At 72.2% G+C, this 25,430-nt stretch carries 22 protein-coding genes, 3 tRNA genes and 1 pseudogene; 15 read left to right on the forward strand and 11 right to left on the reverse strand.

Features of this window, described 5'->3' with window-relative positions; translation table 11 throughout:
- Window positions 1-14 precede the first annotated feature (14 nt).
- From KCH_RS18680 to KCH_RS18695, 5 genes are all read left to right on the forward strand, one after another.
- A complete protein-coding gene (locus KCH_RS18680; protein ID WP_035864448.1) occupies window positions 15-1,388 on the forward strand; it encodes a class I SAM-dependent methyltransferase in 1,374 nt (457 codons plus the stop codon).
- Window positions 1,389-1,404: 16 nt separating this feature from the next.
- Window positions 1,405-1,478 (forward strand) — tRNA-Ile (locus KCH_RS18685).
- 291 nt (window positions 1,479-1,769) lie between these two features.
- On the forward strand, window positions 1,770-2,645 hold the full coding sequence (locus KCH_RS37465; RefSeq protein WP_051653203.1) for an endonuclease/exonuclease/phosphatase family protein: 876 nt from the start codon (window positions 1,770-1,772) through the stop codon (window positions 2,643-2,645).
- A 276-nt stretch (window positions 2,646-2,921) separates the two neighbouring features.
- Window positions 2,922-3,050: a DLW-39 family protein gene (locus KCH_RS43380; RefSeq protein WP_014137031.1), complete on the forward strand. Its 129-nt coding sequence runs from the start codon at window positions 2,922-2,924 to the stop codon at window positions 3,048-3,050.
- A gap of 108 nt (window positions 3,051-3,158) precedes the next feature.
- Window positions 3,159-3,231: transfer RNA gene (locus KCH_RS18695), tRNA-Ala, on the forward strand.
- 84 nt (window positions 3,232-3,315) lie between these two features.
- Here KCH_RS18695 and KCH_RS18700 read toward each other — a convergent pair.
- Window positions 3,316-4,194 (reverse strand): DUF5324 family protein, encoded by an 879-nt coding sequence (locus KCH_RS18700; protein ID WP_051653204.1) that lies wholly within the window; start codon window positions 4,192-4,194, stop codon window positions 3,316-3,318.
- Window positions 4,195-4,361: 167 nt separating this feature from the next.
- Here KCH_RS18700 and KCH_RS18705 point away from each other — a divergent pair, with 167 nt between their 5' ends.
- Both KCH_RS18705 and KCH_RS18710 read left to right on the forward strand, forming a co-directional pair.
- A complete protein-coding gene (locus KCH_RS18705; RefSeq protein ID WP_035864450.1) occupies window positions 4,362-4,889 on the forward strand; it encodes a peptidylprolyl isomerase in 528 nt (175 codons plus the stop codon).
- Window positions 4,890-5,017: 128 nt separating this feature from the next.
- Window positions 5,018-5,917: a rhomboid family intramembrane serine protease gene (locus KCH_RS18710; protein WP_051653205.1), complete on the forward strand. Its 900-nt coding sequence runs from the start codon at window positions 5,018-5,020 to the stop codon at window positions 5,915-5,917.
- Between the two features lie 268 nt (window positions 5,918-6,185).
- Here the strand turns inward: KCH_RS18710 and crgA are convergent, their stop codons facing one another.
- Window positions 6,186-6,440: a cell division protein CrgA gene (crgA, locus tag KCH_RS18715; protein WP_035864452.1), complete on the reverse strand. Its 255-nt coding sequence runs from the start codon at window positions 6,438-6,440 to the stop codon at window positions 6,186-6,188.
- A gap of 155 nt (window positions 6,441-6,595) precedes the next feature.
- Between crgA and KCH_RS18720 the strand changes: the two genes are divergently transcribed.
- From KCH_RS18720 to KCH_RS18740, 5 genes are all read left to right on the forward strand, one after another.
- Window positions 6,596-7,366, forward strand: coding sequence for a DUF881 domain-containing protein (locus KCH_RS18720; protein WP_084223728.1), 771 nt, complete (start codon window positions 6,596-6,598; stop codon window positions 7,364-7,366).
- Between the two features lie 90 nt (window positions 7,367-7,456).
- Entirely contained in the window at window positions 7,457-7,627 is a 171-nt protein-coding gene (locus KCH_RS42595; RefSeq protein WP_014137037.1) for a hypothetical protein, read from the forward strand.
- Between the two features lie 58 nt (window positions 7,628-7,685).
- Window positions 7,686-8,348 carry an aminodeoxychorismate/anthranilate synthase component II gene (locus tag KCH_RS18730; RefSeq protein ID WP_035864455.1) on the forward strand — a complete coding sequence of 221 codons (663 nt, stop codon included), beginning with the start codon at window positions 7,686-7,688 and terminating at the stop codon, window positions 8,346-8,348.
- A 4-nt stretch (window positions 8,349-8,352) separates the two neighbouring features.
- A complete protein-coding gene (locus KCH_RS18735; protein ID WP_051653206.1) occupies window positions 8,353-9,300 on the forward strand; it encodes a class E sortase in 948 nt (315 codons plus the stop codon).
- Between the two features lie 18 nt (window positions 9,301-9,318).
- Complete coding sequence (locus KCH_RS18740; RefSeq protein ID WP_035864457.1) at window positions 9,319-10,047, forward strand: class E sortase; 729 nt, start codon at window positions 9,319-9,321, stop codon at window positions 10,045-10,047.
- 68 nt (window positions 10,048-10,115) lie between these two features.
- Here KCH_RS18740 and pknB read toward each other — a convergent pair whose 3' ends face one another.
- From pknB to KCH_RS18770, 6 genes and pseudogenes are all read right to left on the reverse strand, one after another.
- Entirely contained in the window at window positions 10,116-12,149 is a 2,034-nt protein-coding gene (gene pknB, locus KCH_RS18745) for a Stk1 family PASTA domain-containing Ser/Thr kinase (protein ID WP_035864458.1), read from the reverse strand.
- A 292-nt stretch (window positions 12,150-12,441) separates the two neighbouring features.
- Entirely contained in the window at window positions 12,442-13,896 is a 1,455-nt protein-coding gene (locus KCH_RS18750) for a peptidoglycan D,D-transpeptidase FtsI family protein (protein ID WP_035864460.1), read from the reverse strand.
- Window positions 13,893-15,383 (reverse strand): FtsW/RodA/SpoVE family cell cycle protein, encoded by a 1,491-nt coding sequence (locus KCH_RS18755; protein ID WP_035864463.1) that lies wholly within the window; start codon window positions 15,381-15,383, stop codon window positions 13,893-13,895. Before KCH_RS18755 ends, KCH_RS18750 begins: the two co-directional genes overlap by 4 nt.
- A 31-nt stretch (window positions 15,384-15,414) precedes the next feature.
- The gene (locus KCH_RS18760) at window positions 15,415-16,938 is read right to left on the reverse strand and encodes a PP2C family protein-serine/threonine phosphatase (RefSeq protein WP_035864465.1); all 1,524 of its coding nucleotides are present in this window, start codon (window positions 16,936-16,938) and stop codon (window positions 15,415-15,417) included.
- A 45-nt stretch (window positions 16,939-16,983) separates the two neighbouring features.
- A complete protein-coding gene (locus tag KCH_RS18765) occupies window positions 16,984-17,508 on the reverse strand; it encodes an FHA domain-containing protein FhaB/FipA (protein ID WP_035864467.1) in 525 nt (174 codons plus the stop codon).
- Window positions 17,509-17,520: 12 nt separating this feature from the next.
- Window positions 17,521-18,386, reverse strand: a pseudogene (locus KCH_RS18770) (FhaA domain-containing protein).
- Window positions 18,387-18,737: 351 nt separating this feature from the next.
- Between KCH_RS18770 and KCH_RS18775 the strand changes: the two are divergent.
- Window positions 18,738-18,821: transfer RNA gene (locus KCH_RS18775), tRNA-Leu, on the forward strand.
- 97 nt (window positions 18,822-18,918) lie between these two features.
- On the opposite strand, the gene KCH_RS18780 is transcribed toward KCH_RS18775, so the two are convergent.
- Both KCH_RS18780 and KCH_RS18785 read right to left on the reverse strand, forming a co-directional pair.
- Window positions 18,919-20,040, reverse strand: a complete 1,122-nt coding sequence (locus KCH_RS18780) for a sensor histidine kinase (protein WP_084223730.1) — start codon at window positions 20,038-20,040, stop codon at window positions 18,919-18,921.
- Window positions 20,037-20,705 (reverse strand): response regulator, encoded by a 669-nt coding sequence (locus tag KCH_RS18785; protein ID WP_035864469.1) that lies wholly within the window; start codon window positions 20,703-20,705, stop codon window positions 20,037-20,039. Before KCH_RS18785 ends, KCH_RS18780 begins: the two co-directional genes overlap by 4 nt.
- A 218-nt stretch (window positions 20,706-20,923) precedes the next feature.
- Between KCH_RS18785 and KCH_RS18790 the strand changes: the two genes are divergently transcribed.
- Window positions 20,924-22,669: a phosphatidylglycerol lysyltransferase domain-containing protein gene (locus KCH_RS18790; protein WP_035864471.1), complete on the forward strand. Its 1,746-nt coding sequence runs from the start codon at window positions 20,924-20,926 to the stop codon at window positions 22,667-22,669.
- 330 nt (window positions 22,670-22,999) lie between these two features.
- A complete protein-coding gene (locus KCH_RS41435) occupies window positions 23,000-23,659 on the forward strand; it encodes a hypothetical protein (RefSeq protein WP_157032102.1) in 660 nt (219 codons plus the stop codon).
- On the opposite strand, the gene KCH_RS18800 is transcribed toward KCH_RS41435, so the two are convergent.
- Window positions 23,656-25,338 (reverse strand): ATP-binding SpoIIE family protein phosphatase, encoded by a 1,683-nt coding sequence (locus KCH_RS18800; RefSeq protein ID WP_051653208.1) that lies wholly within the window; start codon window positions 25,336-25,338, stop codon window positions 23,656-23,658. The genes KCH_RS41435 and KCH_RS18800 overlap by 4 nt on opposite strands.
- Window positions 25,339-25,430: the final 92 nt, after the last annotated feature.

Consider the following 25,430-nt stretch of genomic DNA (forward strand, 5'->3'; position numbering starts at 1 on the left):
TCGAGAGGTCCGTCATGGCGGAGAACGCACAGCAACTGGTCCGAGCACTCGAAGGCCTGATCGGCCGTCGGATCCCCCTGCGAGTACGCGCCTGGGACGGCTCCCAGGCCGGCCCGCCGGACGCCCCGACCGTCGTCCTGCGCAACCGCAGGGCCCTGCGCCGCCTGGTCTGGGCCCCCGGCGAACTCGGCCTGGCCCGCGCCTACGTCTCCGGCGACCTCGAACTCGACCCCGGCACCGACCTGTACGAGGTGCTGGACGCCGTCGCCGCGTTCGCCGAGGACCCGGAGATCCGCACCCTGCGGCTCGGCCCCCGCCAGCTCCTCGGCGCCCCCGGCCGCCGCCTGCTCGGCACGGCCCTGCGCCAGGGCGCGATCGGCCCGCAGCCCGCTCCCCCGCCCGAGGAGGTCCGGCACCGCCGCGGCAGCCTGCACAGCCGCCGCCGCGACCGCGCCGCGATCAGCCACCACTACGACGTCGGCAACGACTTCTACCGGCTCGTCCTGGGCTCCAGCATGGTCTACTCCTGCGCCTACTGGACGCCCGAGGCCAAGAGCCTGGAGGACGCCCAGGAGGCCAAGCTCGACCTGATCTGCCGCAAGCTCGGCCTGCGCCCCGGCATGCGCCTGCTGGACGTCGGCTGCGGCTGGGGCTCGCTGGTCCTGCACGCCGCCCGCCACTACGGCGTCGAGGCCGTCGGCGTCTCCATCTCCACCGAACAGGTCGCGCTGGCCCGCCGACGGGTCGCCGAGGCCGGCCTGGCCGAGCGGATCGAGATCCGGCTCCAGGACTACCGGGAGATCCCCGACGGGCCCTTCGACGCCATCTCCAGCGTCGGCATGGCCGAACACGTCGGCTCCGACCAGTACCTGGTCTACGCCGGCCGACTGTACGAGCTGCTCGCCCCCGGCGGCCGCCTGCTCAACCACCAGATCGCCCGCCGCCCGCTGCACCCCGGCGAGAAGTACCGGCTCTCCCCCTTCATCGACCACTACGTCTTCCCCGACGGCGAGCTCTCCCCCATCGGCGCCACCGTCTCCCGGCTGGAGGAGGCCGGCTTCGAGGTCCGCGACGTCGAGGCGCTGCGCGAGCACTACGGCCGCACCCTCCGCGAGTGGGTCGCCAACCTGGAGGCCCACTGGCCCGACGCCGTCTCGCTGGCCGGCCGCGGCCGGGCCCGGGTCTGGCGGCTCTACATGGCCGCCAGCGCCCTCGCCTTCGAGCAGAACCGCATCGGCATCAACCAGGTCCTCGCCGTCCGCCCCACCGTCACGGGCGCCTCCCACCTCCCCGCGACCCGCGCCCAGTGGCTTGCCGAGGCCGCTGAACTGCACCGTCCGAGGGGGGTCGGGGATACGGATTTGGGAGATCGGCCATCGGTCCGCTAATCTTTCAGTGCGGCAAGGGCCTATAGCTCAGACGGTTAGAGCGCTTCCCTGATAAGGAAGAGGCCACAGGTTCAAGTCCTGTTAGGCCCACCGGCGCGAAGGCCCCGATCACCTGGTGATCGGGGCCTTCGACGTTCTCCCCCGCATTCGGCCGTGACCCCGTTCGCGCCCGCTCGTTGAACCCGGCGCGCAGAGGCAACACAGGGTGAGCTGACTCGAAACTGATGTGAAGTCGGGGATAGCCGGGCGACAGACCCGGTCATTGGGTGACGTGGGACGTAGCGCGACCTCTGCTCCGGCCGGTGGACGACCGGCCCCGCCTGCCCCGGGCGACTGGGCGGTTCCCACGTCATGTCTTCTTCCACCCTGTGAGGCATCCCCATGTCCATGGAAGCCGCGCTGCTCGAATCCAGGACGCTCCGAAGCGGCCTGTGCGAGCGCACCGAAGTCCTCGACGAGGTCAAGGCCCTCGTCCTGCTGCCCGACGGGCTGCACGTCACCACGCGGATGGTCGCCGACTACTTCGGGGTCAGTGAGTACACCGTCCGCAAGATGGTCCGTCGGCACCGGCCGGAGCTGGAGAGCAACGGATTCACCGTCCGCAGGGCTGTGGACAACTCCGCGGACCAGAGGGACAAAGAGTCCCTCAGGCAGGTCAGCGGCCCTGCGGACGACTCCTGGGGCGGCACGCAGCGCCCCCAGGGCGGCGGGAACGGCGTGGCGCTGTACTCGCGCCGGGCCGTGCTGAACGTCGCGATGCTGCTGCGGGACAGCGAGGTCGCCCGCCGGGTCCGCAGCCGGCTGCTCGACCTGATCGAGACGGCCGCCCGGCCGGTGCCGGAGCCGCCGGCCGTGCACCTGTTCCGGGCCCGGCCGTGGAAGCGGTGGAACGAGCTGCGGTGGGACGAGCACGAGGCGGAGCGGCGGGATCCGGCCGTCGCGGCCTGGCGGCGACGGATCGACGGGCTGGATCCGTTCGAGCCCGGCCCGCCGGCCCCGGCGCAGGGGCCGGCGGCGGGGGAGTACGGCTTCGCGGCGGAGGACCTGCCGGGCGTGGTCTCCGAGCTGGCCGAGGCGCTCGGCTCGGTCGACCGGCGGCTGGACGCGCAGGGGATGGTGATCACCGCGATCGGTGAGCGGATCTCCCGGCAGGAGTCCCGGCTGGACGCCCACGGCGCGCGGCTGGACGCGCTGGGCGAGGACGTCCGGGCGATCCGGCGGGACGTCGCGCACCTGCGCAGGCGGCGGCGGGGGTAGCCGCCCCGGTCGGGCAAAGCGGGCGAAGGGTGCGCCGTCGGTTCGGAACCGGCGGCGCGCCCGGGCGCGTCGGTAATGGCGGGGAGCGAGCCCGCGGTCCGATGACCGTACTGGTTGGGGGAGCGTCAAAGGCGCTTGCAGATCGGCCGGTTGGCGATGGCGGGGGCCGCTTCTGAACCGGTTACCGGTGTGTATCATCGGCCCCAGGGCGGTCTTCAGCCTGACCGCTGGTTCGTGCCCCTCCATCCAAGCAAGCAAGAAGGACGAGGTCCCGCGGTGAAGAAGCTCCTCCTGGTCGCCCTGGTCGCCCTCGGCGGCTTCTTTGTCTACCGTCAGGTCCAGGCGGACCGCGCCGAGCAGGACCTGTGGACCGAGGCCACCGACCCGGTCCCGGCCGGCCGCTGAGCCGACGGACGAGTCTTCCTCGGACCGGCCCGCGGAGCACACGCCGGGGCCGGTCCGAAACCCGCGTTGGGCCTTGCCCGGGAGCGGGTAGGCTAGTGCCCGTTGCTCGGGGCCTTAGCTCAGTTGGTAGAGCGCTGTCTTTGCATGGCAGATGTCAGGGGTTCGACTCCCCTAGGCTCCACAGTCGTCGAACGGCCCCCGACCTGGGTACAGGTCGGGGGCCGTTCTGCGTGGGCCCGGGGCTCGCCCGGGCCGCGGTGCGGGTTCAGTGCGGCTTGCGCGGGTCGTGCGGCTTGGGCCGGTCCTCGTCGTCGGCGGCGGGCCGGTCGGCCGGCGGCGCGGTCGGCTTCGGGGCGGCCTCCGCGGCCGCCAGGTCCTCGTGCGGGACGGAGCCGTTCACGACTGTCCCGCCGACGGGCGCACCGGCGGCGGTGCCCGGCTCGGGCGCGGAGTCCGGGGTGCCCGGGGTGAGGGGGGCGGAGGCGGGCTCCGGGGGCTCGGTCAGCCACTCGGGGCTGTTCTGCTTGCGGTACCACTGCCAGGCCGCCACGCCGGTGCCGATGGCGATCGCGCCCGCGACGGCGAGGCCGGTCGCCCAGCCGTTGCAGCGCTTCTTCCTGGCGTTCTTGGCGGCCAGGCCGCTGATCTCGGCGGCGGTGACGTTGCCCTGCAGCGCGGTGATCGCGGCGGCGCCGCGGGTCTGCGCCTCGTGGGCGAGCGGCGTGACGCTCTCCCGGGCGGCCTGGAAGGTCTCGGCGACCTTGGGCGCGACGGTCGCGCGGGCCTGGCCGGCGGCCTGACCGGCCGACAGCTTGGCGGCGAGCGCGGCCTCCTGGGCCCGGTGGAACGCCTTCAGGGCGCCCTTCTGGGTGTCCGGGGGAAGGCTGGAGAAGGCGTGCTCCAGGTGCGGGGCGAGGTGCTTGGCGTACTGCACGCGGGCGGCGTGGGCGGCCTGGCCGGCCCCGTTTCGGGCCTGTGCTCCGGCGGCCGCGGCCTTCGGGCCGAGCGCCTCCAGCCGGGGGCCGAGCACCTGCCTGGCCTCCTCGGCGTAGTGCAGGGCGGTCTCCTTGGCGGTCGCGGCGTAGGGCGCGACGGCGTCCCTCGCCCGTCCGGCGGTCTCGCGCGCGGTGTCCGTACGGCTCACGGGCTTCTCCTTCTCGGCGGGTGTCCGGCGTTGTCCGGATATGCACCTTTCCACCTGATAGGAGATCATGCATCCTGCTTATCTGCCGAGCACCTTCGGCTGAGCCGTCTGCGGCGCCCATGGGATGATTCCCCGGATAGTCAGCTAAAAGACAGGAAGGTACTCCCGTGGCCGAGGAACTCACCGCCACTCTGAAGACCAACCGCGGCGACATCGTGGTCAAGCTCTTCCCGAACCACGCTCCGAAGACCGTGGCCAACTTCGTCGAGCTGGCCGAGGGCACCCGCGAGTGGAAGAACCCGGAGACCGGCGAGCTGGCTGCCAAGCCGCTGTACGACGGCACCGTGTTCCACCGGGTCATCGACGGCTTCATGATCCAGGGCGGCGACCCGCTGGGCAACGGCACCGGCGGCCCGGGCTACAAGTTCGGCGACGAGTTCCACCCGGACCTGTCGTTCGACCGCCCGTACCTGCTGGCGATGGCCAACGCCGGCCCGGGCACCAACGGCTCGCAGTTCTTCATCACGGTGGCCCCGACCACCTGGCTGAACCGCAAGCACAGCATCTTCGGCGAGGTCGTGGACGCGGCCAGCCAGAAGGTCGTCGACGCGATCGCCACCACCGCCACCACCAAGCCCTACGACCGCCCGGTCCAGGACGTGGTGATCGAGTCGGTCGTCGTCTCGCGCGGCTGATTCGGGCCCTTGCCGCCCCGCGGGGCGGCCCGCGCGCCGCGGCGCGCAGTAGCCTGGACGGTCCCGGCGGTGCCCCGTTCCACGCGGCGGCGGCGCCGGGACCGTTTCGTTGAGGAGGGACTGCGCCGATGCTTCCGGACGAGCCCGTGCGGCCGACGCCTGTGGACGGCCACGGAGCCGGGCTGCCCCGGTGCCACCGGCACCCCGAGCGGGAGACCGGGGTGTCCTGCGCCCGCTGCGGCCGGCCGGTCTGCCCGGAGTGCATGGTGCCCGCCTCGGTGGGCTTCCAGTGCCCGGAGTGCGTGCACGGCGCCGCCGACCGGCAGCCGCGGCCGCGGACGACCTTCGGCGGGGTGCTGGCGCTCGGCGACGGGGCGCTGGTCACCAAGGTGCTGATCGGCCTGAACCTGCTGGTCTTCCTGCTGACCGAGTACGTCTCCAAGGAGTGGCAGGTCAAGCTCGGCCTGGTGAGCTGGGCGCCGCTGCCCGGGCTGCGCTATGGGATGGCCGCCGGGCCGGAGGAGTGGTACCGGCTGGTGACCGCGATGTTCGTGCACGGCGGCCTGCTGCACATCGCGACCAACATGTTCTCGCTCTGGGTGCTCGGCCCCCAGTTGGAGCGGGTGCTGGGCCGGGTGCGGTTCCTGGCGCTGTACCTGGCGGCGGGCATCGCGGGCAACGCGCTGTCGTTCCTGCTGACGGCCGGGCCGGACCAGCTGTTCACGGTCGGCGCGTCCGGTGCGATCTTCGGACTGCTGGGGGCGACCGGCGTGCTGTTCCGGGTGAACCGGGTGCCGCTCCAGCCGGTGATCGTGCTGCTGGTGGTGAACCTGGTGATCACCTTCTCGCTGAGCGGGATCGACTGGCGGGCGCACCTCGGCGGGCTGGCGGCGGGCGTCGTCATCGGCGCGGGCATGATGTACGCCCCACGGGCGCACCGGAACCTGGTGCAGGGGTTGACGACGGTCGCGGTGCTGGCGGCGAGCCTCGGCCTGGTGCTGGCCGGGATGGCGCGGCTGCCGGGCTGACCGGGCCGGGGCCGCGCTGTGCACAGGCGGTGGACGGCGGAGCGGGACGGACGATTGGATTTCCCGCGTCTACGCGCGTTATCCTGCTGCGTTGCGAGTTATCCACAGGATCGGCGAAGTTTTCCCCAGTGTGGACAACCCTGTGGATAAACGTTCGGACGCTCCGTGGTCGACCGCCGCGCGGACACGCCGACCACCGCTCCGGCCGGGGGCCGGAGCGGTGTGGTGAGCGGTCGGACCAGACGCCGCCCGGCGGGCGGCGCCGGCCTCACTTCCACTGCGTGGAGACGCCGAATCCCGCCGCGATGAAGCCGAAGCCCGCCAGGATGTTCCAGTTGCCCCAGCTGCGGATCGGCCAGGTGCCGCTGGTCACGTAGTAGCTGACGATCCAGGCCAGACCGATCAGGAACAGCACCAGCATCAGCGGTGCCACCCAGCTCCGGCCGGAACTGATCTTCACGGCGGTCGCGGAGGACGGCGGCGGCGTGTAGTCGGCCTTCTTGCGGAGTCGAGACTTCGGCACGAGGGGCTCTCCTGTCGATGCGCTGTGACCGCGCAGGTGGTCAGTGGGGGCTGGGGTGGCACACGGGGAACCGGTCAGTACGACCGGAGCTCCGCACATGCCACCGGCGTCCGTTAGCGTAGTGGCTCGCCGGGTCTGAGGGAGATAAGGGTACGGTGCCTGATTCCACGATTTCTTCGCCGAGCCCGGCCGCGCGCCCGCGCCGAGGCCGAATTGTCGGACGTGCCCTGACCTGCACCGTCTTCGCGCTCGCCGGACTGCTCTTCTACGTCAGCGCGCAGACCGCCCACGGCACCGATCTGCGCACCGACAACTCGCTGCTCAAGCTGAGCGACGTCATCCAGCAGCGCTCCACCCAGAACCAGCAGCTCCAGGAGCAGGTCGCCGCCGATCAGGAGCGCGCCGACCGGCTGGCCCGGGAGCAGGGGCAGAGCCCGGACGACACCGCGAAGCTGGCCGCGCTGCAGCAGGCCGCCGGGCTGGACCCGCTGCGCGGACCCGGGCTGACCGTCACGCTGGACGACGCCCCGCCGAACGCCACTGCCCGGATCCCCGGCGTCCCCGAGCCCGGCGTGAACGACCTGGTGATCCACCAGCAGGACATCCAGGCCGTGGTGAACGCGCTGTGGCGCGGCGGCGCCGAGGGCATCCAGGTGATGGACCAGCGGCTGATCGCCACCAGCGCGGTGCGCTGCGTCGGCAACACCCTGCTGCTGCAGGGCCGGGTGTACTCCCCGCCGTACGTGATCCGCGCGGTCGGGAGGACCGAGGCGCTGCACGCGGCGATCGACGCCGACCCGACGATCCGCAACTACCTGGGCTACGTGGCCGCCTACGGACTGGGCTGGAAGGTGCAGGAGAGCGGCGAGTTGAGCCTGCCAGGGTACGCCGGATCGATCGACCTGCGGGCCGCCTCGGCCCAGTAGTCCGCCGCGCCGGTCCCGTTGCGCGGATACCGGCCTGGGCCGGGCGGACGGGCGTCTACGCTTGTGCCGACCCGACCATCGAGGAGCACCATGTACGGCTGGATCTGGCGGCATCTTCCGGGCCCCGCGCCGGTGCGTGCGCTGATCGCGCTGCTGCTCGTCCTCGGGGTGGTCTACGTCCTGTTCCAGTACGTCTTCCCGTGGGCCGAGCCGCTGCTCCCCTTCGGGAACGTGACGGTGGATCAGGGCGCCGGCGGTTGAACCGGGCGCCGTCCCGGCCCCGTCCGCCCCTCGACGCTCGCACACCCCAGGAGTAGCGATGACCTCCGCCGGCCACCCGCCCCGGATCCTCGTGGTCGACAACTACGACAGCTTCGTCTTCAACATCGTGCAGTACCTGTACCAGCTGGGTGCGGTCTGCGAGGTGGTCCGCAACGACGAGCTGACGGTGGCTCACGCCCGGCCCCGGGAGGGCGCGGAGGGCTACGACGGGGTGCTGCTGTCCCCCGGGCCCGGGACGCCCGAGGAGGCCGGGGTGTGCGTCGAGATGGTGCACCACTGCGCGAAGCTCGGGCTGCCGCTGTTCGGGGTCTGCCTGGGCCTGCAGTCGATCGCCGTGGCGTACGGCGCGGTGGTCGGCCGGGCGCCGGAGCTGCTGCACGGCAAGACCTCGACGGTGGTGCACGAGGACGGCGGGGTGTTCGAGGGCCTGCCCTCGCCGCTGACCGCCACCCGCTACCACTCGCTGGCGGTCGAGCCGGAGACGGTGCCCGCCGAGCTGGTGGTCACCTCGCGCACCGAGAGCGGCGTGATCATGGGCCTGCGGCACCGTGAACTGCTGGTCGAGGGCGTGCAGTTCCACCCCGAGTCGGTGCTCACCGAGGGCGGGCACCGGATGCTCGCCAACTGGCTGGCCGAGTGCGGCTTCCCGGAGGCGGTGGGGCGCTCCGCGGGCCTCGCGCCGGTCATCGGCCGGAGCTGACCGGATGACCGCCGTGCGCCCGGAGCGGGGCGTTCCCGAAGACCACGACGAGCCGGACGGCTGGGGCGTCTACGAGCCCGCCCCGGAGCAGACCCTGCAGCTGCGCCTGCCGGCCGACGGGCCGGACCGCGAGGCGATACCGGGGGAGGACGGCCGGGCCGGGCGCAGGCGCGCCCAGGGGCCGGTGGGGCTGCGCCCGGGCACCGGACGGCGCCGGGCCGCCGGGCGGGCCGCGGGGCCGCGCCCGCCGCGTCCCAAGGAGCGCAAGCGGGTGGTGCTGGCCCGGGTGGTGGGCGAGGTGTTCATCACCCTCGGCGTGGTGATGCTGCTGTTCGTCTCCTACCAGCTGTGGTGGACCAACGTGGTGGCGGACAACGCCGCCGACGCCGCGGGCAGGAAGCTGGAGCAGCAGTGGGCGCAGCCGGCCGCCCCGCAGCCCGGCGGTGCGACGCCGCCGCCGCAGACCGCGTTCGAGCCCGGCAAGGGCTTCGCGATCATCCACATCCCGAAGCTGGACCTGACGTACCCGATCGCCGAGGGCACCAACAAGCAGCAGGTGCTCGACAAGGGTCTGGTCGGCCACTACACGGGCACCGCGATGCCGTCCGACCAGGCCGGCAACTTCGCGGTCGCGGCGCACCGCACCACGCACGGCCAGCCGTTCCGGAAGATCGGCCAGCTGGCGCCGGGCGACAAGATCGTGGTGGAGACCGCGACCTCGTACTACACGTACGAGGTGGCGGGCGGCATCCCGGAGACCCCGCCGAGCAATGTGTCGGTGATTCAGCCGGTGCCCAAGGGTTCGCCGTTCACCGCTCCGGGCCGCTATCTGACGATGACGACATGCACGCCGGAGTTCAGTGCCCGGGGAAGGCTGATCGTGTTTGGCAAGATGGTCGAGGAACGGCCGAGGAGCCAGGGGCAGCCGGAGGCGCTGACCGGGCAACACTGAGCAGCGAGGCACGGCACCATGGGCACAGCCATTCGGAGCGGGCAGCGGCGCGGACGGGTGGCTTCGGCCCTGGGGCTGGCGGGGGAGCTGCTGATCACCCTCGGCCTGGTGCTGGCCCTGTTCGTCGGGTACTCGCTGTGGTGGACGGACGTGATGGCCCAGCGGGCCGCGGACCGGCAGGGGGACCGGCTGCGGCAGACCTGGAGCGCCCCGGCCTCGCCCGGCCCGGGTGACGAGGCGTCACCGGCCCCGGAGTACGCGGCGGGTGACGGCATCGGCTTCCTGCACGTGCCGGCGTTCGGCAAGGACGACCAGACGCTGATCCGGATGGGCACCACCGCCGAGGTGCTCAACGAGGGCGTGGCCGGGGTGTACGAGGAGCCGTACCGTTCGGCGATGCCCTGGGACCAGGAGGGCAACTTCGCGCTGGCGGCGCACCGGGACGGGCACGGCGCGAAGTTCCACGACCTGGACCGGCTGGTCGACGGCGACGCGGTGGTGGTGGAGACCCGGGACGACTGGTACGTGTACCAGGTCGCCGGGACGCTGCCGCAGACCTCCAAGTACAACGTGGGCGTGGTGGCGCCCGTCCCCGAGGGGTCGCCGTTCACCGGACCGGGCCGGTACCTGACGCTGACCACCTGCACGCCGGTGTACACCTCGCGCTACCGGATGGCGGTGTGGGCGAAGCTGGTCCGGGTGGATCCGGTGGACGCCCGCCGGACGCCGCCGCCCGAGCTGCGCTGACGGGCAGTCAACGCCGAAGGGCCGCACCGTCCGAGGACGGTGCGGCCCTTCGGCGGGTGCGGGCCCGGTCAGGGCTGGGACGGCTTCTCCGCCGCCCGCACGACCAGGATCACCTGGTCGCCGGGGTTCAGCTGGGTGCCGGCCGTCACGTTGGAGCTGACCACCACGGCGTTGACGTCCTGCGGGCCGGCCAGCTGGTAGCGCAGGCCGAGCTCGGTGAGCTTGGCGGTGGCCTCGCTGACCTTCAGGTTCTGCAGCGGCGGCATGGTGACCTTGTCGGCCAGCTTGCCCACCGTCAGGGTGACCTGGGTGCCCTTCTTGACCTGGGTGTTTTTCGGCACCGACTGGTCGATGACCTGGCCGACCCGGGTCTGGTCGGTGACGGTCTTGGTGACGACGTTCGCCGTCAGGTTGAGCTCGGTGAGCGCCTGGGACGCGTTGTCCTGGGACTGCCCGACCAGGTTCGGCACGGTGACCTTCTGCGAGCCGGAGGAGACCACCAGGGTGATGTTGGTCCCGGTCGCGGCCTTGCCGGTCACCGACTGCGAGACGACCTTGTCCTGGTCGACCTTGTCGTCGGTGCTGTAGTTGATGGTGACCTGGAAGCCCTTGGCGGCCAGGGCCGCGCTGGCGGCGTCCTTGGTCTGGTTGGTGACGTCGGGGACGTCGACCTGGGCCGGGCCGGAGGACAGGTGCACGACGATCTTGCTGTCGACGGCGACCTCGGTGCCCGCGGCCTGCTCCTGGGTGCAGACCTGGTCCTTCTGGATCTTGGTGTCGGGGCAGGCGACCGGGTCGCCCGCGGTCACGCCGAGCTTCGGGTTCTGCGACTTCGCCGCCGTCTCCGCGTCGGCGAGGGTCTTGCCGACCAGGTTCGGGACGCTGGTCTTGGCCGTGCCCCCGCCGGTCTTCACCATCGCCTGCACCACGAAGAACGCGCCGACCAGGACCAGCACCGCCGCGACGGCCAGGATGATCCAGGAGGTGTTGTTCTTCTTCGGCTGCTCCTCGCGCCGCCGGCTGCCGCGGCCCTCGTAGCCGTCGTCGTCGTAGCCGCCGCCACCGTTGCCGTAGCCGCCGTCCTGGTACCCGCCGTACGGCGCGGGCTGCTGGTTGCCGGCCGGCGGCAGCATGGTGGTCGGACCGCCCTGCTGGGGCAGCACGTTGGTCTGGCCGTACGGGTCGTACTGCCCGTTGCCCTGGTCGTAGCCGTAGCCGGCCGCGCCCATGCCGTAGGCGGCCTGCTGGGCGGCGGCGACCGGCAGGCCGTCGAGGAAGCGCTCGATGTCGTCGCGCATCTCGTCGGCGGACTGGTAGCGGTAGTCGCGCTCCTTGGCGAGCGCCTTCAGCACGATCGCGTCGATCTCCGGGCGGACCTCGGGGTCGTACGCGGACGGCGGGGCGGGCTCCTCGCGCACGTGCTGGTAGGCCACCGCGACGGGGGAGTCGCCGACGAACGGCGGGCGGACGGTGAGCAGCTCGTACAGCAGGCAGCCGGTCGAGTACAGGTCGGAGCGGGCGTCGACGGTCTCGCCCTTGGCCTGCTCGGGGGAGAGGTACTGGGCGGTGCCGATGACCGCGGAGGTCTGGGTCATCGTCATGCCGGCGTCGCCCATCGCACGGGCGATGCCGAAGTCCATCACCTTGACGTTGCCCTGCCGGGTCAGCATCACGTTGGCGGGCTTGATGTCACGGTGCACGATGCCGGCGCGGTGCGAGTACTCCAGCGCCTGCAGGATGCCGATGGTCATCTCCAGCGCCCGCTCGGGCAGCAGCCGCCGCCCGGTGTGCAGCAGCTCGCGGAGGGTGGAGCCCTCGACGTACTCCATCACGATGTACGGGATGGAGATCCCGTCGATGTAGTCCTCGCCGGTGTCGTAGACCGCGACGATGGCGGGGTGGTTCAGCGAGGCCGCGGACTGCGCCTCGCGGCGGAAGCGGGCCTGGAACGAGGGATCGCGGGCCATGTCGGTGCGGAGGGTCTTCACGGCGACCTGGCGGCCGAGCCGGGTGTCGTGGGCGAGGTACACCTCGGCCATGCCACCGCGCCCGAGGACGCCGCCGAGCTCGTACCTGCCGCCTAGGCGACGAGGCTCTTCCATATCTCCGACCCTCTCCCCCACCGGCCGGTGAGGATGTGACGTAGTGTCCCCGCACGCTCTGTTGTGACGCGGCCGCCGCCGCAGTGGTTTCACGGTGCCGGCGTCCGCGGTGTAGGCCGCGGACTGGCTGCGGGTACACCCGCTGCTGGCGGATACGCTACCGGGCGAACCTGACCCGCCTGTTGCAGGCTGCCAGCTGAGACCAGACCGGTATCGACCCGGACCGTCCCATTGTGACAATTCCGGCCACCGATCGAGGATCGACGGCCGGAATGTGACGGATACGACCGACCTACTTGCCGAGCGCCGCCTGCATCATCGCCTTGGCGATCGGCGCGGCCAGCGAACCGCCGGAGATCTCGCGGGACTCGCCGGCGCCGTCCTCGACCACCACCGCGACGGCGACCTGCTTGCCGTCCTGGCCCTTGGCGTAGGAGACGAACCAGGCGAACGGCAGCCCCGAGTTGTCCTGGCCGTGCTGGGCGGTGCCGGTCTTGCCGCCGACCGTCACGCCCGGGATCCGCGCGTTCTTGCCGGTGCCGTTCTGGACCACCGACTCCATCAGCTGCTGGAGCTTCTGCGCGGTGGCCGGCGTGACCGCCTGCGACAGCTGCCGCTCGGTGTGGGTGGAGATCACGTTCCCGGCCGAGCCCTCCTGGGCGACCAGGTACGGCTCCATCAGCGAGCCGTTGTTGGCGATCGCCGCGGCCACCATGGCCATCTGCAGGGGGGTGGCCCGGGTGTCGTGCTGGCCGATGGCGTCCATCGCGGTGCCGTCGGGCTTGGAGTTCGACGGGAAGTGGCTGGCGTCGGCCCGGACCGGGATGTTCACCTCCTTGTTGAAGCCGAACTTCTCGGCCTGCGCGCGCAGCGCGTCGCCGCCCAGCTCGGCGCCCATCTTGCCGAACACGGTGTTGCAGGACAGGTCCATCGCGTGCTGCACCGTGGCGTCCCCGCAGTCCTCGGTGGGGCTGGCGTTGATCAGCGGGGTGCTGGTGCCGGGCAGGATGTACTGGTCCGGGGTGTCGGTGGCGTCCGTCGGCTTCTGGTACTTGCCGGTCTCGAACGCGGTCGCCGCGGTGACCAGCTTGAAGGTCGAGCCGGGCGGGTAGGTCTCGCGCAGCGCCCGGTTCAGCATCGGCTTGTTCGGGTCGTTGTTGAGCGCCGTCCAGGCCTTGCCGTCCTCGTCGGTGCCGCCCGCGAAGGTGCTCGGGTCGTAGGACGGGGTGGAGACCAGGCCCAGGATCGCCCCGGTGCGCGGGTCGATGGCGACCGCGGCGCCCTTCTTGTCGCCGAGGCCCTCGAAGCCGGCCTTCTGCACCTTGGGGTCGATCGTGGTGACCACGTCGCCGCCCTGCTTGGGCTTGCCGGTCAGCATGTCCAGGGTGTTGCGGAAGAACAGCCGGGAGTCGGTGCCGGAGAGGATGCCGTCCTCCAGCTTCTCCAGCTGGCTGGCGTCGTAGGTCTGCGAGGAGTAGCCGGTGACCGGCGCGTACATCGGCCCGTCCACCCAGGAGCGCTTGTACTTGTAGCGCAGGCCGTTGACGAAGTCGGACTTGGTGACGGCCTGGCCGCCGACGATGATGTTGCCGCGCGGGTAGGCGTACCGGTCGTACTTGGCGCGGTCGTTGTGCGGGTTGTTGGCCCAGTCCGAGGCCTGCACGCCCTGCACCCAGTTCACCCGCAGCATCAGGGCGAGGATCAGGACCAGGCAGAAGATCGACACCCGGCGGATCGGCTTGTTCACGAGGACGCTCCCCTGCTCTGGTCCGGTGCGCCGCTGCCGGGTCCGTACCGCTCCGGTCCGGCCGGTTCCGGGATGGCGGCGGCCGGTTCGACGGCCGGGCGGCGGGCGGTGTCGCTGATCTTCAACAGGATGGCGATCAGCGCCCAGTTCGCGACCACCGAGGATCCGCCCTGGGCCAGGAACGGCATGGTCATACCGGTCAGCGGGATCAGGCCGGTGACGCCGCCCGCGACCACGAACACCTGCAGCGCGAAGGCCGAGCTCAGGCCGACCGCCAGCAGCTTGCCGAACGGGTCGCGGGCCGCCAGCGCGGTGCGCAGGCCGCGCTGCACCACCAGGCCGTAGACCATGAACAGCGCCATCAGACCGGTCAGGCCCAGCTCCTCGCCGAACGAGCCGAGGATGAAGTCGCTCTTCGCCGCGAACTGGATCAGCCAGCTGCGGCCCTGCCCGAGCCCGGTTCCGACGGTGCCGCCCGAGCCGAGCGACATCAGGGTCTGCCCGATCTGCTCGGAGGACTGCGGGGGCGGTTTCGGCGCGAACGCCGCCATCGGGTCCAGCCAGGCGTTGATGCGGGTCTTCACGTGCGACTCGGTGGAGGCCACCACGGCCGCGCCGCCGAGCGACATCACCAGACCGAAGACGATCCAGCTGGTCCGCTCGGTGGCGACGTACAGCATCACCACGAACAGGCCGAAGAACAGGAACGAGGAGCCCAGGTCGGTCTCGAACACCAGGATCAGGATCGACAGCAGCCAGACCACCACGATCGGGCCGAGGTCGCGTCCGCGCGGCAGGTACAGGCCCATGAACTTGCGGCTGGCCAGCGCCAGGGCGTCCTTCTTGACCATCAGGAAGCCCGCGAAGAACACCGTCAGGATGATCTTGGCGAACTCGCCGGGCTGGACCGAGAACGAGCCGATGCGGATCCAGATCTTCGCGCCGAAGTCCTCCTTCCGGGACGGGAAGAAGGCCGGCGCGGCCAGCAGCACCAGCGCCACCACCATCGAGATGTAGGTGTAGCGCTGCAGGATCCGGTGGTCCTTCAGCAGCCACACCACGCCGATGAACACCGCCAGGCCGATCCCGGACCACATCAGCTGGTTCGCGGCCGCGGGGAAGTTCTTGATCAGCAGCTTGCCGGCCTTGTCGAGCCGCCAGATCATCACCAGGCCGAGCCCGTTCAGCAGCGTCGCCAGCGGCAGCAGCAGCGGATCGGCGTACGGCGCGAACCGCCGCACCGCCAGGTGGGCGACCAGCGCGAGCGCGCCCAGGCCCAGCCCGTACGACAGCATGCCCGCGGGCAGGCTGCCGTCCATCGCCAGGCCGACGTTGGCGTACGCCAGGATCGGGACGAGGACGGCGAAGCCCAGCATCAGGAGTTCGGTGTTGCGCCGGTTCGGGGCGTCGCCCGCCGAGGACCGGCCGACGGCGCGGCGCCGCCCGGTGGTGGGCGTGCGGCCGCTGCTCACGTCGAATGTGCTCATGCCTGTGGAAACCCCCGGGATCGCCCGCGGCCTACTGCGCCGAGCAGGACACGGCGAGCTGCTGCTCCTGCTCGGTCAGCGGCGGGGCGGACGGCGCGGCGTCCCCGGTGGCCGGGGCGGCCTTGGAATCGGCGACCTTCTTGCAGACGGCGGCCTGCGCGCGCAGCGCGTCGACCTGCTTCCGGGCGTCGTCCAGGCTGCTCGCCTGGATGTTCTTGGCGACCTGGTCGCGCTGGAACGCGGGCAGGTACTGCAGTTCGACGTCGCCGAACTGCTGGTAGACCGAGCTGAGCTTCAGCCCGGCCAGGTTCTGGTCGAGGCCCCGGAAGACGGCGACGTGGCCGTTGTCGGTGCCGACGTAGTACTGCTTCTGGTTCCACTGCCAGGCGAACCAGCCGCCGGCACCGAGCACCGCGAGCACCAGCACCCCGATCAGGGTGAGCTTCAGGCCGCGCTTCTTCTTGCGCCGGCTCGGCGGGGCCTCGCCCTCGTACGGCTCGGCGGGGCCGCCGTACTCGCCGCCCTCGCCGGGCGGGAAGCCGGCCGGGTCGCCGTAGCCGCCGGACGGGTCGTAGCCGTCCTGGTAGCCCTCGGCGGGGCCGAAGTCGCCGGCGGGGGCGCCGTAGCCGGGCTGCTGCTCGTAGCCGCCCTGGTAGCCCTCGGCGGGCCCGAAGGCGCCCTGCGGGGGCTGCGGGGTGCGGCCGAGGCCGGCCGCCCGCCCGGCGGGGGTGTCCAGCAGGTGCGGGTCGTGCATCGGGTGCGGCTGGGTGTCGGCGACCGCGCCGACCACCTCCGGCGCCTGCGTGACCTGGCCGCTGAGGGTGTCGGTGGCGCCGACGTCGATCACGTCCGCGACGATGCAAGTGATGTTGTCCGGGCCGCCGCCGCGCAGCGCCAGCTGGATCAGCTCCTGGACGGTCTGCTGCGGCGCGTAGTAGCTGCCGAGCGTCTCCTCCAGGGTCTGGTGGCTGACCGGGCCGGACAGGCCGTCGGAGCAGATCAGGTAGCGGTCGCCGGCCCGGACCTCGCGGATCGACAGGTCGGGCTCGACCTGGCCGCGGCCGTCCAGGGCGCGCATCAGCAGCGAGCGCTGCGGGTGGGTCTCGGCCTCCTCGGCGGTGATCCGGCCCTCGTCGACCAGCCGCTGCACCCAGGTGTGGTCCTGGGTGATCTGGTCGAGCCGGCCGTCCCGCAGCAGGTAGGCGCGGGAGTCGCCGATGTGCACCTGGCCCATCCGGTGGCCGTCCCACAGCAGCGCGGTGAGGGTGCAGCCCATGCCTTCGAGCTGCGGGTCCTGCTCGACCATGTGCCGGAGCCGGTCGTTGGCGGTCTGCACCGCGTCGTTGAGCAGCGTCAGCAGGTCGGCGCCGGGCTGTTCCTCGTCGAGGCGGACGATCGACCCGAGCACCTCGGAGGAGGCGACCTCACCGGCCGCCGCCCCGCCCATGCCGTCGGCCACCGCGAGCAGGCGGGGCCCGGCGTAGCCGGAGTCCTCGTTCCCCTCGCGGATCAGGCCCTTGTGCGAGCCGGCGGCGAAGCGCAGCACGAGACTCATGCTGTCCGGGCCCTCCTTCGGGTGGAGCTGGTCCTCATGCGCTGACTACTTCCGCAGTTCGATGACGGTCCGGCCGATTCGGATCGGCACGCCGATCTGGAGCGGCGTCGGCGTGGTGAGCCGCTGTCGGTCCAGATAGGTGCCGTTGGTGGAGCCTAGATCCTCGACGGTCCACTGCCCAGCCTGATCGGGGTAGATCCTGGCGTGACGGGAGGACGCGTAGTCGTCGTCCAGGACGATCGTGGAGTCGTGCGCCCGGCCCAGCGTGACGGTCTGGCCGTGCAGCGCGACGGTGGTCCCGGCCAGTGAGCCCTGGGTGACCACCAGGTGGGTGGGCTGCCCGCGGCGCTGCCGGGACTGCTGCTGGGCGGTGGCCCCCGGCTGCCCCTGCGGCGCCCGCCCCGCCCCGGACGCGGCCGGCGCGGCGGACGCGCCCCGCTGCCCGGAGGACCGGGTGGCGCCCTTGGTGGTGAACAGGTCGCTGCGGATCACCTGCACGGCGACGATGACGAACAGCCAGAGCACGGCGAGGAAGCCCAGCCGCATGACCGTGAGGGTCAGATCAGACATACCGGCCCGCTTCTACCCTTCGACCTGTCGGTAGACGATGGTGGTCGACCCCAGGACGATCCGGGAGCCGTCGCGGAGCGTAGCGCGCTGAGTGTGCTGCCCGTCCACCACGATGCCGTTGGTGGAGCCCAGGTCCATGACCATCGCGGGCGTCCCGGGGCGGATCTCGGCGTGCTTGCGGGACACTCCCGGGTCGTCGATCCGGATGTCGGCCTCGGTGGACCGGCCCAGCACGACCGCGTTCTGGCTGATCTGGTGCCGGGCGCCGTTCACCTCGATCCAGCGCCGGGTGCCGGCGCCGCCGTGGCCCGCGCCGGGGAACGGCCGCACGTTGTTGCCGGGGGCCGGCGGAGCGGGCGGCATCGCGGGCGGGGCGGAGGGCGGCGGCGGGGCGCCGTACGGGGCGGCGGGGGCCTGGTGCCAGGGCGCGCCGGGGCCGGCGGGGTCGGCGGGCGGCCGTAGCCGGGCGGGCCGGCGGGCGGCGCGGGCGGCCGCGGCGGCTCCTCGGCGGCCAGCGTGCGGCTGCGCACCCGGTACAGGCCGGTGTCCAGGTCGTCGGCCTTCTCCAGGGCGACCTGGAGCGGCCCCATGAAGGTGTACCGCTGGGCCTCGGCGTACTCGCGGACCATGCCGGCCAGTTCGTTGCCGAGCTGGGTGGCGTAGGGGCTGAGGCGCTCGTGGTCGTGCGGGCTGAGCTCGACGATGAAGTCGTTCGGGACGACCGTGCGGTCCCGGTTCCAGATGGTGGCGTTGTTGTCGCACTCGCGCTGGAGGGCGCCGGCGATCTCCACCGGTTGGACCTCGGACTTGAACACCTTCGCGAAGGTGCCGTTCACGAGACCTTCGAGTCGCTGCTCGAACTTCTTCAGGACTCCCACGGGGCACCCCCTCTCAGGGCGTCGGTCGGGCCGGCTCGTCGGCTGGAAAGCGGTACTTCCGTACTGATCGTATCCACGCCCGGCCCTTCCGTACGGTTCCCCGGCCAGGTCGCGCCCGGAGGGTACCCACTGGGCGGTCCGCTCACCCGTTCGCACCGGCCCCGGGTTGCGGCCCGGCCGGACCCGTGCCGGGGGCCCCGGGGAAAGGATTCGCAGGTGGGGCTCCGGCCGTGCTAATGTTTTCCATGTCGGAAGGGGCGCCCGCAAGGGAGCCGAACGGAAGACCCGAAGAGATGCGCTAAGCTTCTCGGAGAGTCGAAAGAGCGACAAGCTCCCGAAGACAACACCCATGCGCGGGTGGCGGAATAGGCAGACGCGCTGGATTCAGGTTCCAGTGCCCGAAAGGGCGTGGGGGTTCAACTCCCCCCTCGCGCACAGCGAAGCCCCGCAGATCTCAGGATCTGCGGGGTTTTTTGTCGTCCCCGTCCATTTCCCGGGCGTTTCGCTTCCCGCCCCGGCGCGTCCGTCGTGCTCAGGCGGGCAGAACGGCGTGCAGGCTGAACCCGCCGTCGGGGGTGGGGCCGGCGGTGAAGGTGCCGCCGAGCAGGGCCGCCCGTTCGCGCAGCCCGATCAGGCCGTGGCCGCCGCCGGGCAGCGGCGCGGCGGGGCGGCCGGTGGGCGGCCCGTTGCGGACCTCGACGTGGAGCTTCCCGCCGCGGGCGGCGACCCGGACGGTGACCTCGGCGCCGGGGGCGTGCTTGCTGATGTTGGTGAGCCCCTCCTGCACCGTCCGGTAGGCGGCCCGTTCGACGGCCTCGGGCCAGTCGCGGCGGCCGGGGTCGAGCCGGCGGGTGACGGGCAGGCCGCTGCCGTCGATCAGCCGGGGCAGGTCGGCGAGGGTGGGCTGGGGGGCGAGCGGGGTGCCGTTGCCGACGCCGGCGGCGCGCAGCACGCCGACCATCTGCCGCAGCTCGTCCAGGGTGCGGACGGAGAGTTCGCGGATGGTGCGGGCGCCGTCCCGGGAGGCCGGGTCGGTGCTGGCGACCTGGATCGCCCCGGCCTGGACGGAGATCAGGCTGACCTGGTGGGAGACCACGTCGTGCATCTCGCGGGCCAGCCGGGCGCGTTCGGCGGCCAGCACCTTCTCGGCGATCAGCCGGCTCTCGCGCTGCCGGCCCTCGGTGAGCTCGACCACGCGTTCGCCGAGTTCGCGGCGGGTGCGGGCGAGCATGCCGAGCGCGGCCGGTCCGGCGCCGAGCATCGCGGACTGGATGGCGTACAGCGCGTTGTCCCGGCTGAGGGCGAACAGCTCGGGGTCGAACGGCCAGTGGAAGAACTCCACCAGGGCGAAGGAGACGGCGCAGGCGACCGGGATCCGGGGCTTGGGGCAGGCGGCGGCGACCGAGTACACGGCGGTGAGCGGGGCCAGCCAGATCTCGTTGAAGAACGCCCCTGGCAGGGTGAGCAGCGCCACCGTCAGCGGGTACCGGCGGCGGCCGAACAGGGCGACCACGGACAGCGCGGACAGCGCGAGCTGCCAGGGCGCGGAGCCCTTCGCGACCAGCGCGGAGTCGAGCGCGGCGGCCGCCACCGGGACCAGCAGGGTGGTGCGGGGGGAGCGCAGCCAGGCCCAGCGGTGGGGGGCGTCGGTCACTCCTCGTCCCGCCGGTCGCGGACCAGCCCGGCGCGGTGCGCGATGACGGCGGCCTGGACCCGGTTGGCGGCGCCGAGCTTGGCCAGGATGGCGCTGATGTGGTCCTTGACGGTGCCGGTGCCGAGGAACAGGCGGTCCGCTATCTCGGCGTTGGAGAGGCCCTCGCCGAGCAGGGCCAGCACGTCGAGTTCGCGGCCGGTGAGCCGGTGGGTGAGGGCGGTGGCGGTGAGGTCGGGGCCGCCGCCGTCCACGTAGCCGGAGATCACGGTGCGGGCGACGGTCGGGGAGAGCACGCTGCCGCCCGCGGCGAGCACCCGGACGGCGTGCACCAGCTGCTCGGGGGCGGTGTCCTTCAGCAGGAACCCGGCGGCGCCGGCCCGCAGCGCGGTGCCGATGTACTCGTCGGTGTCGAAGGTGGTGAGCATGGCGACGGCCGGCGGGTCGGGCAGGGCGCGCAGCCGGCGCAGCACGCTGATGCCGTCCAGGTCGGGCATCCGGACGTCGAGCAGCACCACGTCCGGGTCGAGCGCCCGGGTCTGCTGCTCGGCCTGGCCGCCGGAGCAGCCGCCGACCACCTCCAGGTCGGGTGCGGAGCCGACGATCAGGCCGAGCCCGGAGCGGACCAGCACCTCGTCGTCCACGATCAGGACCCGGGTCGGCGGCATGTCTCTCCCTCGTGGGGTGGGGTTCGGTCCCGGGAGCGGCCCGTCACCCCCGCCGATCGGCGGGGGTGGGAATCCGCTACCGGATTCACGCAATTCTCATCTTCGCTGGGCAACCATGGAAATCCGGGGTGGAGCGCGCAGACCGCGCGCGGATGCGTCCCGATGTTCGATCGTCTGGAATGGTTGCTGTGTCCACAGTGAAGACGGCTGCCTCGGCAGTGTCCCCCGCCCGGGGCGAGGGCCCGGGCCCGCAGGCGCGATGGCGCAAGCGGGCCGCCACGTCAACGGTCTGGTACCTGCGGCTGGTCGCGCTGCTGAACCTGGTGGCGGTGCTGTCCGTGCCGTTCCGCAACCAGGTGGAGCGGCACAACGAGGGGGAGTTCTTCACTCCCTACCTGATGACCGTCGGCCTGACCTCGGTGGCACTGGCGCTGTTCCTCGCGGTGGCGATGCGCCGCCGCAAGCGGGCGGCGTGGATCTTCAACACCGGCCTGGCCGCGCTGACCTTCGTCGGCTACCTGATGCTGCTGGTCTGGGGCCAGCACTTCGCCTCCCACCCGTGGAACTTCTTCTCGGTGGTGCTGACCGGCCTGTTCCTGGTGGCGCTGCTGGTCTCCCGCCGCGAGTTCACCTCCAAGGGCGACCGGTCCAACCCGAAGACCGCGGTGGCCGCGGCCGTCGGCGGCCTGGTGCTGGGCGGCCTGATCGGCTCGGTGCTGGTGCAGCTGACCAACACCATCGCCGGCGCGGGCTTCGGCACCCGGTTCAGCTACTCCGTGCACCGCATGATCACGCTGACCCCGTCGGCGAAGGTGGCCGACGTGATCGACGTGCCGACCTGGGTGAACGCGGCGATCAACGCGATGAGCGCGGTGCTGTTCCTGGCCGTGCTGTACGTCGCGTTCCGCTCGCCGCGCGGCGAGGAGCTGCAGACCGACGAGGACGAGCGGAAGCTCCGCGAGCTGCTGGACCGGCAGGGCGAGCGGGACTCGCTGGGCTACTTCGCGCTGCGCCGGGACAAGGCGGTGGTCTTCTCGCCGAGCGGGAAGGCGGCGATCGCCTACCGGGTGGTCGGCGGCGTGACGCTGGCGTCCGGCGACCCGATCGGCGACCCGGAGGCCTGGCCGGGCGCGATCGACGCCTGGCTGGCCGAGGCCCGCGAGCACGCCTGGGTGCCGGCCGTGATGGGCGCCTCCGAGGAGGCCGGCGTGATCTACGCCCGGCACGGCCTGGACGCGCTGGAGCTGGGCGACGAGGCGATCGTCGAACTGGACGAGTTCTCGCTGGACGGCCGGGCGATGCGGGTGGTCCGGCAGGCCTACAACCGGGTCAAGCGGGCCGGGTACACGGTGCGGATCCGCCGCCACGAGGACATCCCCGAGTGCGAGATGGCCGAGCTGGTGGCGAAGGCCGACCACTGGCGGGACGGCGCGACCGAGCGCGGCTTCTCGATGGCGCTGGGCCGGCTCGGCGACCCGGGCGACGGGCGCTGCGTGATGCTGGAGTGCTTCGACGGGGACGGCGAGCTCCGGGCGCTGCTGAGCTTCGTGCCGTGGGGCGCGCACGGCCTGTCGCTGGACCTGATGCGGCGCGACCGGGACAGCGAGAACGGCCTGATGGAGTTCATGGTGATCGAACTCCTGCAGCGCGCGAAGGAGGTCGAGCTGGAGCGGGTGTCGTTGAACTTCGCGATGTTCCGGTCGGTTTTCGAGCGCGGTTCGAAGCTCGGCGCCGGTCCGGTGCTGCGGCTGTGGCGTTCGGTGCTGGGGTTCTTCTCGCGGTGGTGGCAGATCGAGTCGCTCTACCGCGCGAATGCGAAATACCGCCCGATCTGGGAGCCGCGTTATCTGCTCTTCGAGAAGAGCAGCGAGATTCCCCGGATCGGTATCGCCTCGGCCCGTGCGGAGGGCTTCATCACGGTGCCGAGCATGCCCGCGCTGTTCCGCCGCCGGCACCAGGGCTGAGCACGAACTTCCCGGCCCGGTGGGCCCGGGACGGTGGTCCCTCCGCCGGGGGGCGGAGTGGGCCGGAACATCAGACCCCGGTATGACACGCATGGTCTTCCAAGCTGATGCCACTGGGGAATCCGATGCGTAGTGTCGAAGACGAGGCGTAGAAGAAGAGGCACGGAAGAACAGGACGGACGTCGGAAAGTCCGAACGTCGTCGGGACGGGAGCACCGGGTCGTGAAACGGATCACCCACGCGGGGGGCGTGCGGTCGGGGCCCGGGGCGGTAATCCGCCGGGCCGCGACCGCCGAGTGGGGGGCGCTGTTCGGCGCCGTGAAGGAACGGGTGCTCCGCCGGAAATTCGCCGCGGTGCCGCTGGCGACGGCGGCGACCGCACTGGTCCTGCTGTTCTCGATCGTTCAGCACCTGCCGGGCGGGGACCGGTTCGTCGCCGACATCGGGGTGGTGAAGGCGGCGCTGCCGCTGGACGTGTCGCTGCTGCGCACCCCGCTGTCGCTGTACGTGCCGGCCCTGGACCTGCCGGTGTGGGGGGCGCTGGCCCAGGTGTTCCTGGTGTTCGGGGTGGCGGAGATCGTGCTGGGCCGGCGGCTGACCCTGGTCGTCGCGTACGTCTGCACGCTGGCCGGCACGCTGTTCGCCCGGATCGCGGTCGCGCTCGGCCCGCACCACCTGCTGGGCTTCCCGCGCTGGGTGGCGCACGTGCGCGACACCGGCCCGTCGGCGGCCGTGGTGGCGCTGGCCGTGGTGGTGGCGTTCCGCTGCCGGGCCTGGTGGACGGGCGGCGCCGTGATCGGCGCGATGGTGGTGGAGGCGGCGCTGCTGCCGAACCTGGCGGGCCTGGAGCACCTGGTGGCGATCAGCACCGCGGTGCTGATCGCCGTGTGGATCGAGGTGTTCGGCGACTACTGGCCGCGGGTGCTGTCCGGGGTCGGCGCGGCCGCCTCGGTGACCGCCCAGGGCCGGACCCGGGCGGTCGGCGTCTAGCCCCGCTCCCTCGGCAGGGGCATCTCGAAGTAGACGACCTTGCCGACCGCCTTGCGGGCGGTGCCCCACTTCTCGGCGAGCTTGCTGACCAGGTTGAGGCCGCGGCCGTGTTCGGAGAGCGAGTCGGCGGGCTCCAGCGACGGCAGGTTGTGGTTGTCGTCGCTGACCTCGACCAGCAGCTTGTCGACCCGGATCAGCTGCAACTGCACCTCCGAGCGGGCCACCCGGACGGCGTTGGTGACCAGTTCGGACACCAGCAGCTCGACCGTCTCGGACAGCGCCGTCAGCTGCCAGGCGGCGAGCTGGTCGCGGACCAGGCGGCGGGCCCGGCCGACCTCCAGCTCGGTGACGCCCAGCTGCCAGGTGGCGACCTCGGTCGGCGGGACGCCGTCGAAGCGGGCCACCAGCAGCGCGATGTCGTCCTGCCGGTCGTCGGAGTGCAGGGTGTTCAGGACGGTGTCGCAGGCCTCGTCCGGGGTCTGCTTGGGGTCGATCAGGTTGCCGCACAGCGCGGCCAGGCCCTCTCCTATGTCGCCGCCGCGGACCTCGACCAGGCCGTCGGTGCACATCACCAGCATCGAGCCGTCCGAGACGTCGATCCGCTTGGCGACGAACGGCACCCCGCCGACGCCGATCGGCGCGCCCGAGGGCAGGTCGAGGAGCTCGCCGCGGCCGTCGGGGTGGACCAGCACCGGCGGGACGTGGCCGGCGGAGGCGAGTTCGCAGGTGCGGTTGATCGGGTCGTAGACGGCGTACAGGCAGGTGGCGAGGTGGTCGTCGCCGAGCTTGTGGGCCAGGTTGTCGAGGTGCCGCAGCAGCTGGCCCGGTGGCAGGTCCAGGGCGGCGAGGGTCTGCATGGCGGTGCGGAAGCGGCCCATCGCGGCGGCCGAGTGCAGGCCGTGGCCCATCACGTCGCCGACCACCAGGGCGACCCGGCTGCCGGGCAGCTGGATGGCGTCGAACCAGTCGCCGCCGACCTCGGCCTTCCGGTCGCCCGGCATGTAGCGGTGGGCGATCTGCACGCCGGGGATCTTCGGCGGGCGGGACGGGATCATCGAGCGCTGCAGGGTGGTGGCGACCTTGGACTCGGCGCGGTGCAGCCGGGCGTTGTCCAGCGACAGTGCGGCGCGGGCGGCGATCTCCTTCAGGGTGTCGGCGTCGGCGCGGGTGAACGGCGCCCGGTCGGACAGCCGCAGCAGCTTGAGGATGCCGAGCACCGCGCCGCGCGCGGACAGCGGCAGCACCAGCATGGAGCGGCCCACCACGGCCGGCTCCAGCTCGGGGCCGCCCAGCGAGGCCGCGTAGTCGACCGCGACGTCCGCGGAGATCAGCGGCACCAGCACCGGCTGGTTCTCCTGCAGGGCCAGGCCGGGCGGGGTGGAGCGCGGCATCGCCAGCAGCGCGCCCTCGTCCAGGACGTGGCTCCAGCGCGGCGAGGAGGCGTTGAAGGTGCGGGCGACGCGGCGCAGCACGGTGCGGTCGTCCGGCGGGTCGGCGGGCAGTTCGCCGTCCGAGAGCAGGCCGTCGAGCAGGTCCACGCAGGCGAAGTCGGCGACCCGGGGGACCAGCACCCGGCACAGTTCGCGGGCGGTGGTGTCCAGGTCGAGGGTGGTGCCGACCTGGCTGCCGACCGAGGCCAGCAGGGCGAGGTCGCCGTCGTCGGGCAGGCCGCGGACCACCTCGACGCCGCCGCCGGCGGCCCTGGCGGGCCGGGCAGGACGGTGGCGGTCGGGGCCGGTTCGGGCGGGCGGCGGGGTCGATGGCGGGGCCT

The sequence above is a fragment of the Kitasatospora cheerisanensis KCTC 2395 genome (assembly GCF_000696185.1).
GTDB lineage: Bacteria > Actinomycetota > Actinomycetes > Streptomycetales > Streptomycetaceae > Kitasatospora > Kitasatospora cheerisanensis.